The 11,242-nt window shown below is 41.3% G+C and carries 8 protein-coding genes; 3 read left to right on the top strand and 5 right to left on the bottom strand.

The features are described 5' to 3' along the window. Positions 1 to 30: 30 nt before the first annotated feature. Entirely contained in the window at positions 31 to 1,836 is a 1,806-nt protein-coding gene (gene typA / locus BVH02_RS07005) for a translational GTPase TypA (protein WP_086500591.1), read from the top strand. Between the two features lie 368 nt (positions 1,837 to 2,204). Here the strand turns inward: typA and BVH02_RS07000 are convergent, their stop codons facing one another. Continuing rightward, on the bottom strand, positions 2,205 to 3,191 hold the full coding sequence (locus BVH02_RS07000) for an aldo/keto reductase (protein WP_086500589.1): 987 nt from the start codon (positions 3,189 to 3,191) through the stop codon (positions 2,205 to 2,207). Between the two features lie 251 nt (positions 3,192 to 3,442). Here BVH02_RS07000 and BVH02_RS06995 point away from each other — a divergent pair, with 251 nt between their 5' ends. Both BVH02_RS06995 and BVH02_RS06990 read left to right on the top strand, forming a co-directional pair. Further along, a complete protein-coding gene (locus tag BVH02_RS06995; protein WP_223271825.1) occupies positions 3,443 to 3,751 on the top strand; it encodes a Dabb family protein in 309 nt (102 codons plus the stop codon). Between the two features lie 52 nt (positions 3,752 to 3,803). Further along, a complete protein-coding gene (locus BVH02_RS06990; protein WP_086500585.1) occupies positions 3,804 to 5,123 on the top strand; it encodes a S41 family peptidase in 1,320 nt (439 codons plus the stop codon). A gap of 134 nt (positions 5,124 to 5,257) precedes the next feature. Here BVH02_RS06990 and BVH02_RS06985 read toward each other — a convergent pair whose 3' ends face one another. From BVH02_RS06985 to BVH02_RS06970, 4 genes are all read right to left on the bottom strand, one after another. Beyond that, positions 5,258 to 6,907 (bottom strand): M1 family metallopeptidase, encoded by a 1,650-nt coding sequence (locus tag BVH02_RS06985; protein WP_086500580.1) that lies wholly within the window; start codon positions 6,905 to 6,907, stop codon positions 5,258 to 5,260. After that, positions 6,904 to 8,349, bottom strand: a complete 1,446-nt coding sequence (locus tag BVH02_RS06980; RefSeq protein WP_086500578.1) for a M24 family metallopeptidase — start codon at positions 8,347 to 8,349, stop codon at positions 6,904 to 6,906. The genes BVH02_RS06985 and BVH02_RS06980 overlap by 4 nt, the downstream gene beginning before the upstream one ends. 85 nt (positions 8,350 to 8,434) lie before the next feature. Beyond that, entirely contained in the window at positions 8,435 to 9,301 is an 867-nt protein-coding gene (locus tag BVH02_RS06975) for a universal stress protein (protein WP_086500576.1), read from the bottom strand. Beyond that, on the bottom strand, positions 9,298 to 10,899 hold the full coding sequence (locus tag BVH02_RS06970; protein ID WP_086500574.1) for a BCCT family transporter: 1,602 nt from the start codon (positions 10,897 to 10,899) through the stop codon (positions 9,298 to 9,300). Before BVH02_RS06970 ends, BVH02_RS06975 begins: the two co-directional genes overlap by 4 nt. Positions 10,900 to 11,242: the final 343 nt, after the last annotated feature.

Raw genomic sequence — 11,242 nt, 5'->3', positions numbered from 1 at the left:
TTGTACTTTTGCAGCCTCAATAAGCAAACCATGCAGAACATTAGGAATATTGCGATTATCGCACACGTTGACCACGGCAAGACCACACTCGTGGATAAAATCATTCATGCTTCTCAGATTTTCAGAGAGAACCAGCAGTTTCAAGATTTGATTCTTGACAGCAACGACCTGGAGCGTGAAAGAGGAATTACAATTCTTTCAAAGAATGTATCCGTTCGTTACAAAGACGCTAAAATCAACATTATCGATACCCCTGGTCACGCCGATTTCGGTGGTGAAGTAGAGCGAGTATTGAAGATGGCTGATGGAGTGATCCTTTTGGTGGATGCTTTCGAAGGCCCTATGCCTCAGACCCGATTTGTATTGGGCAAAGCATTGGATCTTGGATTGACTCCTATTGTCGTTGTAAACAAAGTTGATAAAGAAAACTGTCGCCCAGACGAAGTTCAGGAGTCAGTATTCGAATTGATGTTCAACTTGGACGCAACTGAAGAGCAGCTGGAATTCCAGACGCTTTACGGTTCGGCTAAGCAAAACTGGATGGGTCCAGATTGGAAAAACCCTACAGAAGACATCTTCCCTCTCTTGGACGCTATTTTAGAACACATTCCAGCTCCAAAAATCGACGAAGGTACACTTCAGATGCAGATCACGTCATTGGATTACTCCAATTTCGTAGGTAGAATTGCTATCGGTCGTGTAAAAAGAGGCGTGATCAAAGAAGGTCAGCAGATCGCTTTGATGAAGGCTGATGGTACAGTCAAAAAGATGAAAGTAAAAGAGCTTCATACTTTTGAAGGTCTAGGTAAACTTAGAGTTACTGAAGTACCGGCTGGTGATATCTGCGCAGTGACCGGCATCGAAGATTTCGAGATTGGAGATACTATCTCTGATGTTGAAAATCAGGAAGCCCTTCCTCGTATCTCTATCGATGAGCCTACCATGAATATGCTCTTCACAATCAATAACTCTCCTTTCTTCGGTAAAGAAGGAAAATTTGTGACTTCCCGTCACCTTAGAGACCGTCTGATGAAAGAGACTGAGAAAAACCTTGCACTTCGTGTAGAATCAACTGATTCTGAAGATAAGTTCTTGGTTTACGGTCGTGGTATTCTTCACTTGTCGGTTTTGATTGAAACGATGAGGAGAGAAGGTTACGAGCTTCAAGTAGGTCAACCACAGGTGATTTTCAAAGAAATCGATGGCACTAAATGTGAGCCTATTGAGACCTTGGTAGTTGACGTACCTCAGGAAACTGCTGGTAAAGTGATCGAACTAGCAACTCAGCGTAAAGGTGAATTGGTAATCATGGAGCCAAAGGGTGATCTTCAGCATTTGGAATTCAACATCCCATCAAGAGGATTGATCGGTTTGAGAAACAATATGCTTACTGCTACTCAAGGTGAAGCGATCATGAACCACAGATTTACTTCCTACGAGCCTTTCAAAGGCCCGATCCCAGGTCGTACTAACGGTTCATTGATTTCTATGGATGGCGGGCAGTGTACTGCTTACGCGATCGATAAACTTCAGGACAGAGGAACATTCTTCGTAGAGCCAGGTGACGATCTTTACACAGGTCAGGTAATCGGTGAAAATTCTCGTGACAATGATATCGTGGTGAACGTGCAGAAAGGCAAGAAATTGACCAACATGCGTGCTTCAGGTTCTGATGACAACGCGCGTATCACTCCAGCTAAGAAATTCTCTCTAGAAGAATCTATGGAATACATCCAAAAGGATGAGTACCTAGAGATCACTCCTAAGTCTATCCGAATGAGAAAAATCTATTTGGACGAAGGCGAAAGAACTAGAAACGCTAAGAAAGATTCTTAAGTAAATCTTAGAATCAAGAATATATTGAAATCCCTCAAGCGATAGTTTGAGGGATTTTTTATTGTTTTGACCGTAAATGCCAGAGAGTTCTCGCAGAGAGCCCATTAATTTATTTCATGTAGAGCTAATAGCTTGTCATAACTAGGCGCAGGTCTATTTGCTAGGGCAATAGAGTGAGAATCCAAAAACTAAAACCGTGAAGGAGAATTATTAATAGTTTAGTTTCTCCGTAGTTTCTTAACATGAGAAATGCATTGGAATTAAGAAATGACGAGTGATACTCTTGCCGCTGTTCGGGTTTTAAAGAACAATAATAATATAAGATCCATATCTCTTGAAACTTACCTTCCGCTGTAGCCTTCTCCAGTTTACCACTGCCCATGAACTTCCTCACGGATGTATTTATCATAGATAGATTTAACTCCCTTCATTTGCTCGTCTGACAAACGTGCTAGTTCCCCAGCTAATACATTCGCTTCCAATTGTGATGCTTTCGATGCTCCGGGGATTACAACACTTACCTCATCGTACATCAAAATCCAGCGAAGGGCTATCGCAGCCAAAGCTCCGTCACCTTTGAAAATCTCCCGCAATTCCTCTACTGCCGGAAATGCTTTAACCAACGGCACGCCTGAAAAGGTCTCTCCTTTATCAAAAGCCTTCCCTTCCCGGTTAAAAAACCTGTGATCATCATGACAAAAATTAGTGTCTTTTGTGATTTTTCCTGAAAGCAAACCACTAGCCAAGGGAACACGGATAATTAATCCGACATTTTTTGCGGCAGCAATACCAAAAAGCTCTTCTGCAGGCTTCTGCCGAAACATATTAAAAATCACCTGAACACAGGAAACAATCTCATATTCCATTGCAGATTTGGCCTCCTCCACCTGCTCCACACTTACTCCCATAGCAGCGATTTTACCTTCAGTCTTCAGCTTTTCAAACAATCCGAAAATCTCATCTCGTTGATACACCGAAGTCGGTGGGCAATGCAATTGGATTAAATCCAACCGATTCAGCCCCGTATTGCGAAGACTGTCTTCCACATGACGACGTAGTTTCTCTACGGAGTAGGTTTCGTCTATGTGCGGATGAATCCTTCTTCCGCATTTGGTTGCTACATAGATCTTTTCAGATCTTTCTCTCACAGCTTTACCTACCGCAGCTTCACTTGCCCCAGCATCATATACATCTGCAGTATCAACAAAATTCACACCCTTATCGAATGCCTTATGTAGTATTTCTGAAGCAATTTTAGGGTTAAAGGGATTTCCCCAACCACCTCCTATTTGCCATGTCCCTAGACCTATTTCAGCTACTTCCCAATCGGTCTTACCTAAGCTTCTATATTTCATCGTCTGATGGTTTATTGAAAAAAAGAGAGTTGAGATTTAAAATGAAAGCTAAAAACTGCCTGATTATCTAAAAGTAATTTAAATTTTTATCTTTAGAATCACAGTTAATCCTGATTTTTGTCCGTTAGTAAAAGCCAATAAAAGCCTCATACCAATAATATATTTTCATGAAATCAAGAAGACAATTTATCAAAACCATCGGCGTGGCGAGTGCTACCGCTGTCCTACCTATAACCGCAATCGCTAAAGATATGGCAAAACAAAAAATGATTCATCAAGTATACTTCTGGCTACACGACACCGCCAATACAAAAGAATTCCTCAACGAAGCAGTGCCTATGTTAGGCAGATGTAAGACCGTGGGCAAATTTATCGCTGGCACTCCCGCGGCAACAGAGGACAGAGAAGTGGTCGACCATAGCTTTCAAGTCTCCTGTACGGCTTTCTTTGATAGCTTAGAAGATCAATTGGTTTATCAAACAGATCCGCTTCATTTGGAGTTTATTGAGAAGTATTCTCACATGTGGAAAAAAGTCCAAGTATACGACATCGCCATCTAATACATCTAAAAGCACCTTTCACTCGTAGTTAGTTACAGCTAAGCCTGAATATATGAACAACTCAAAGTGGATTTTCGGATTGTTACTAGTTCTCATCTGGTCTTGTGACCCTAAGGAAGAGATCATTCCCGATCCACAATCTGACAAAGTGAAAGGTGCAATTTTTGAAGCCATGCAAGAATGGTACTTCTGGAACAAGGAACTACCGGCTAACTTGAATACTGCTGATTTTTCCACCAATGAAGACTTCCTTGAAGCCCTTAAATTCAAACCCCTAGATCGATTTTCTTATCTAACAACCCAGGAAGCCTTCAACAACGCGTTTGTCGGAAGAAATGCAGGTCACGGCTTTGGATTCGCCTTTGATGCTACGGAAAGATTGTATTTAACATTTGTCTACGATGATTCCCCTGCGGGAAAAGATGGCTGGAAACGAGGTTGGGAGATCACTGGAATAAACGGAAAAGCAATCGCTCAATATAAAACCAGCACGGGAGGATATGATTTTCAGCTAGGAGCTGCTGATCCCGGCATAAGCAACTCCTTTAGTTTCAAATTACCTGACGGCACCATTACCATGCGTACCAATGTAAAGGCTGAATATCAGTCAAACTCAGTGTTGCATCAGGAAGTCATTGACTTAGCTGGCAAAAAAGTTGGTTACTGGGTCTATCAAAGTTTCAAAGCTACAGCTGGCCAATCCCCCACCAAAAGTTTGGAAGTGGATGAATCTATGAAGTTTTTCGAAGCTGCTGGAATACAGAAACTGATCATAGATCTCCGTTACAATGGCGGAGGATCTGTTGCCGTAGCTGAACAAATTAACAACTACATCATCCAAGCTGCTAACACCAATAAACTGATGTACACTAACAAGCTGAATTCCCTTAAAGCGGAAACTCAAAAAAGCGTGAACTTCAAAAAGCTGGGAAACCTAAACTTGGACAAGCTGATTTTTATTACATCTAGAGGAACAGCCTCTGCATCGGAATTAGTAATCAATTCACTGGATCCTTATATAGCCATCACTTTAGTCGGTGACAATACCTTTGGAAAGCCGGTGGGTTCATTTCCACTTTCCAGCTTTAACAGTACCCTCAAGAATAATAATGTAGAGTTAGTACCCATCACTTTTGCTATTGCAAATTCGGAAGGGAAAGCAGACTACTTCGATGGATTTCCAGCTGACTTTGCTGTAGGTGACACACCACAATTTGACTGGGGAAATCAAAATGATCTTCGCCTAGCTGCTGCTCTTAATGTCCTAGAAAATGGTTCGGTTGGCGGCAGAATTCTAAATACCTTCTATAGACCCAAATGGGAAATGATCGATCAGTTCAAAGGATTGAAACAGGAGTTTCCTGCTTATTGAAAAGTATTCTGAGTTAGATGTTCATTTAAAAAGAATGATTAGCATTAAAAAAATCCTGCTTCTGGAGAAGCAGGACAATTTTTACAATGCTTCCTCTGCATTATTCTCTGGGTGCTCTGCTGTTAAAACTATTCTTACTTTTTCTTCTGAAAGGTAGATTCCATCAAAACCCACGAATCTGGATCCAACAACACTTTTGTAGGTTCAAAGTCAACTGGAAGAGACAATGTATTTTTCTCTTTATCAATTGTAAACGTAGCAAGCAGAGGTTTTTTATCTTCAGACTGATAAATAGCGACCTGAATAGGCATTTCGAATAAACTGCCATCCTCTTGAGTTTGATTCAGTGAGATGTTAACTGCTTTTTTATTCTTATCGTAAGTCCATGATCCATCCAAAATAAGAGCTCCCGGCTTGTACAGCCATTGCTCAAAAAATGCTCCAAGATCCATACCTGACACTTCTTCCATTTCTCTTCTGAAATCAGCTGTGGTTGCATTTAAATCTTGGTATTTCGCATAGTAATTTCGGATACCTTTCCAGAAAACCTCATTGCCAAGCTGGCCACGTAGCATATGCAAAACCCATGATCCCTTATGATAAGTTTGAGAAGTAGTCACCTTACTCATATCTTCCAAGTTGTCATGAATAATTGTATATCCTGGGTTTTCGGCATGGAAAGAGTCGACACGCTTCTTACTCGATGACATTTGCTCTTTGAAAGCATCTTGTCCGTAATGATGCTCGATAAACAGCGATGTGAAGTAAGTAGCAAACCCTTCGCTCAGCCATACATCATCCCAATCGTGCTCAGTCACAGCATTACCAAACCATTGGTGGGCAATCTCGTGAATAACCACATTTCTCCAGCGCTCATTTCTATCTCCTACTACTGATCCTTCAGAATACAAAATCGCTGAAGCTGCTTCCATTCCGCCACTTACACTATTAGATTGAATATTCGCTAGTTTCTCATAGGAAAAAGGACCTACATAATCACTGTAGAATTCAAGTGCTTTTTTGGTAGGCTCTGCAAAATCATAAAATCCTGCATCTCTATCCTGACGATAAACCCACGTCTCAATAGCTTTTCCTTCAAAATTATCTACATGTTGCATCGCAAATTCGGCTACTCCAAGCACATATAACCAAGATGCAATCGGAATGGACTGCTTCCAATGCGTCAAACGATTCCCATTTCCTAGATTCGTTTCTTCGACCCTCAGTCCATTGGACACTACTTGGTAATGATCTGGCGCTGTCACCACGAACTCACTCGTAGCTTTATCATAAGGATGATCTACTACCGCCAACCAATTTCGCGCTTTGTCGGGCCAGTTATCACTGAAGAAAGTGCGATCACCATGCTTATTATTCGCAATCTTGAGCCCTGTAGCAGGAATTCCCGAGTAGGTAATTGTGTATTGAGCTCTTTGATTCATAGTGGATACTACAGGAAGCTTGATTTTCAACGCGTCATCCTCGTGCGTAAAAACCAATTTGTGCTCACCAAGTTTAACTTGGTGAACTGTCATTCCTTTATTCTCAAGTGCTGCAGAAGCTTTTGTCAAATCCAGCCTAAGATAGTCCACACCGGCACCCAGGTAGCGAACATCCACAGTCATGTCGACTTTGATCTCATCACTCGTATCTGACAAATCAATGTTAAACAGGTAATTCAACACATCAACCTTTAGATTTTTGGGATATTTATCCGCAAAAGCGCTGGTAACACTAACAAGCAGAAAGGAAAAAATTAGCAATCCGTATTTGAAATAACTCATTTCAATGGAAGTTTAGTAGCTGGTAAAAAATCAATAAGACCTTTTTCTGAAATAGTTTTTTCAATATCCTCGATGCTGGAGGGCACAAAGGCACTCATATTTTCTACACCATCTTCGGTAACTAAGGCCACATCCTCTACGCGAATGTAAAGTCTTTCTTCACGAATCCAGATCATTGGATCTATCGTGAAGACCATTCCAGGCTGTAATTTCACACCATGAACTTGACCCACATCATGCACAATCATTCCCACAGGATGCTGAAAATGACCGCGAAACTTGATTCCCTCTTCTACTGCTTTTAGGTGGGCTGCCTTCACGAAAGACTTTCCAACCATATACGCTTTCATATCTGTTGCAGCTCGGTCAAGCACTTCATTAGAAGTCACACCAGGTTTGATGTATCGAAAAAGCGCATCTCGGTATTCAATGATAAAGTCATACAATGCACGCTGCTCTTCCGTGAATTTGCCATTCACTGGCCAGATACGAGTCACATCGCTCGAGTAATACTTGTAATCAGGCGCATAGTCCATAAGCACCAAATCTCCATCTACTAGCTTATCTGTCTTTTGGAAATAATGCCCCATATATGCGTTTGTACCTCCACCGATGATCGCAGGGTAAGAATCGCCCATGGAACCATGAAGGGAAAATATGTACTTTGCCACAGCGCCTAACTGATATTCATAGACTCCAGCTTGTGTCGCTTTCATCGCTTCGATGATCGCCAAACCTGCGATCTGAGTTGCTTCTCTGATAATCTCAATCTCTCTTTCACTTTTGATCAAGCGCATTCCATCTAGGATTGGCGACAAGTTTTTTATCTCAAATTGAGGAAAGCGAGAAGTAAGCTTTTGGATAAAATCTGCTTCACGAGAAGCTGACCCATCCCAAGGATCCGACGAGGCCATAATCTGCTTAGCTAGAAGCTCGTCACGACTATCATTTCCACTTTCAACCGGGCTAAATTCTGTGTATAACGATGGAGCCGGAGGCCTTATCAACCCAGACCCAGACAAATCTCTAGCTAGATCTTCAATTCCCTTTACCAGATCGACGCCAGTCAGTTCCTGTACCAATTCAGCATCTTCTGCTGACAGCACCTTCCCCTGACTTCTCTCGGCACCCTCATCTCTGTGAGTTAGGTAGAGCGTCGCTTGCTTATTTTTCCCATTTAGTAATAAGTACGAATGAGGGGATTCTAATCCTGTCAGATAATAAAAGGAATTAGACTGTCGAAATAAGCTCACTCCTGGGATTCCACCTGAGCCTTGAATCACCGCGATAGATTGATTGCCTATCGCTTCAAAAATCTTTGCTCGTCTGGTGGCAAATTCTTCTTTTGTGAAATCGGTTTGGTAGTAGTTTTTTTCTTGTGCAATTGCTGGCAACATAGCGAGCAAAAACAAGAGGACTGTTAGGGTGTTCTTATATTTCATAAACTAGTTGTTGCTAAATTTTAAGCTTAATATAGGCGGTAACATTTATCATTAGAGATCTCGGTCAATATTGTGTTGATATTGGTCAATTAGGTTTCACTATCAATAATGGCACTTTTCGTTCAGCTGAGATTAATCGTTCAGCCACACTTCCTATCAGTAGATCATCTTCATCGGCAATCCCTTTATTTCCGATAATGATCAAATTAGCTTCTTGCATAGCAGCAAAATCATGTATAGATCGACTGATATGATTTCCGCTATCTTCTATGCAAATCAATTCCTCATCCAAGCCTGCCTTCTTTTGAATCTTTTTATAAGTAGCTTCTGCTTTGGTGCGTAGCCTTTTTTGGTATTCCTCCTGATTTTTGAAATAGGGGAAATACTGAAAACCAGCTTTAAGCACATGTACAGGCATCAATTTCGAAAAAAGATTCTTAGACAAGTTCAAGCCTCGCACAATTACCTTCTCTGAATAGTCTGAAAAATCCAGCGCCAATACGATGCTTTTAAATTCTGTCTTGGCACCTTCCGGCACAAACAAGCAATCAGAGTCAGTCAGTCGAATTACTTTGCTGCTAAATACGCCCGTACCTTCTTCCTTGGCTTTTTTCCCGAGCACCAACATATTGAAAGTCTGCGAATCCACCCACTTGATGAGTGCATCCAATTTTCCACCCAGAGCTATTTTAATGTGAATACTGGATTTCTTACCACCAAAAACTTTTTCGACTAACTCCATAACCTCATCTTCCAAGACTTCCTCAAGTGGCTTGGGGAGCTGCTGAGTCAAAGCTGCTAGATCTGCAGAATCGCTGTCTAAGGCTACAAAATGTATTAACGTGAGTGAATCAAATTCAAATACGTCATCCAGCTTTTTGAAATAGTTCAATAGAAACTCATCGGTCTCGCTTAGATCCAGAAAAATTCCAATGTTCTTTAATGGCTTCATGGCTTTTTATCTTTATCGATTTGCTTCATTATTACTTTGGTCAGGCGGTTGGCATAGGATTTTTGGTCAATATCATCTGCCAGTTGCTTCTCCATAGCATATTCCTTTTTCACGCCTTTCAGTAGCGAATAGCACATGACTGTTAATATCACCAGAAAGGGCAAGCCTGTAGAAATAGTCGCCGTCTGCAATGCAGTGAGACCACCTCCGATTAACAGAACTGCTGCTACAGCTCCTTCGGTGGTTGCCCAAAATACGCGCTGAAGTGTAGGTGTGTTTAATTTTCCTCCTGAAGTAATGCTATCGATCACCAAAGAACCTGAATCGGCTGAAGTAACAAAGAAACTTGCCACCAATAAAATCCCTAAAACAGAGCCTACCATTCTCAATGGAAATTTCTCTAGAAAGACAAACAAGGCGGTGGATTCGTCAGATATGATCGCCTTAGCAAATTCGTGATTTCCGCCAGCTAAGGTGTCCTGCATGTCCAAAAAGATAGCAGAACCGCCTAAAGTCGTCATCCAGAAGAAAGTCAAAATACTTGGTGCTAACAAAACCCCAAATATAAACTCACGAATAGTTCTTCCTTTTGAAATTCGGGCAATGAACATTCCTACAAAAGGTGACCAGGATATCCACCAAGCCCAATAAAACACCGTCCAGTCTCCCTGCCATTCTTTATTTACAAAAGCTTCAGTCCAAGTTGACAATTCTACCAGTTCATTGGCATAAACACCCATATTTTGTATAAATGACTTAAACACAAAAAGGCTTGGGCCGAAAATCAACACGAATAATAAGAGTAACCCTGCAATTCGCACGTTCCATTCACTTAGGAACTTCACCCCTTTATCTACTCCCGATACGACCGATATGGTAGCTACGGCAGTGATTCCTGCAATTAAGGCTACTTGAACCCATACATTATTTGGGGTACCAAAGACATGTGAAAGTCCACCACTAACTTGCCGGACTCCGACTCCTAGAGATGTGGCCAATCCAAAAATTGTTGCCATAACAGAGAAAACATCAATTACATCTCCCATCCATCCGTGAATTCTATCACCCAATAAAGGGTAGAAAACCGATCTGATAGTCAAAGGCATATTTCTATTGAAGGCAAAGAAAGCTAGCGATAGGGCGACAACCGCATATATTGCCCAAGCGTGAATTCCCCAATGTAGAAAAGTAAAGTTCATCGCCTGCTGAGCAGATTCTACTGTAAAAGGATCCCCTACAGGAGGTTTTGCATAATGCGAAACAGGCTCTGCTACACCGTAGAAAAGCAGTCCAATCCCCATTCCTGCGCTGAACAGCATAGCAAACCATGCAGAGGTAGAGAAATCAGGCTTGGCATCTTTCCCTCCCAATCGTATCGAACCATATTTGCTAAAGCCCAGATAAAGGCAGAAAATTATAAAAAAGTTAACAGCTAAAATGAATAGCCATCCCGTCTTTTCTGTAACAAATGTTTTGAAAGTATCGAACAACACTAGCATGGGATCGCCGACTAGTATCGTAACCGCCATAAATACAACCAGCAAAATGACCGCTGGGAAAAATACAGGATTATGGATGTCTACGTACTTGTTTTTCATAAGCTGAAAATTCTAATAGTTTAAAAAGCACTTTTAAGTGAATATTGTGCTTATCGATTTATGTAATTATGTATAGCCGATATTGTAAAAGTAAATGTTTAAGGCGACATAGAATCCGGTAAAACCTAGCGAAATCGCTTCTTCGATCTCCCTAGAATTATCGGGACGTCATCGGTCTACCTGCCCGATAAGCAAAGAAATTTTGGGGACTGGCATCATTGCGGATAATCATATCTGTAACTATCTCGATCTAGGGAATGAAATAAAAAGTTAAGGAATTCTACTTAGCACAAAGAAAAAGGGTTGAAATATCTTCAACCCTAGAGCTTTTATAACCTTTACC

This window comes from Algoriphagus ratkowskyi (assembly GCF_002150505.1).
Lineage (GTDB): Bacteria > Bacteroidota > Bacteroidia > Cytophagales > Cyclobacteriaceae > Algoriphagus > Algoriphagus ratkowskyi.
Note: the sequence above shows the minus strand (reverse complement) of the source record. Positions and strands in the feature narration are given on the sequence as shown.

Bases quoted from the DNA above. Each gene is read 5' to 3' on its own strand.
- BVH02_RS06990 (WP_086500585.1), top strand. From the start codon at position 3,804: ATGAACAACTCAAAGTGGATTTTCGGATTGTTACTAGTTCTCATCTGG.
- BVH02_RS06985 (WP_086500580.1), bottom strand. From the start codon at position 6,907: ATGAGTTATTTCAAATACGGATTGCTAATTTTTTCCTTTCTGCTTGTT.
- BVH02_RS06995 (WP_223271825.1), top strand. From the start codon at position 3,443: ATGGCAAAACAAAAAATGATTCATCAAGTATACTTCTGGCTACACGAC.
- BVH02_RS07000 (WP_086500589.1), bottom strand. From the start codon at position 3,191: ATGAAATATAGAAGCTTAGGTAAGACCGATTGGGAAGTAGCTGAAATA.
- BVH02_RS06970 (WP_086500574.1), bottom strand. From the start codon at position 10,899: ATGAAAAACAAGTACGTAGACATCCATAATCCTGTATTTTTCCCAGCG.
- BVH02_RS06980 (WP_086500578.1), bottom strand. From the start codon at position 8,349: ATGAAATATAAGAACACCCTAACAGTCCTCTTGTTTTTGCTCGCTATG.
- BVH02_RS06975 (WP_086500576.1), bottom strand. From the start codon at position 9,301: ATGAAGCCATTAAAGAACATTGGAATTTTTCTGGATCTAAGCGAGACC.
- typA (WP_086500591.1), top strand. From the start codon at position 31: ATGCAGAACATTAGGAATATTGCGATTATCGCACACGTTGACCACGGC.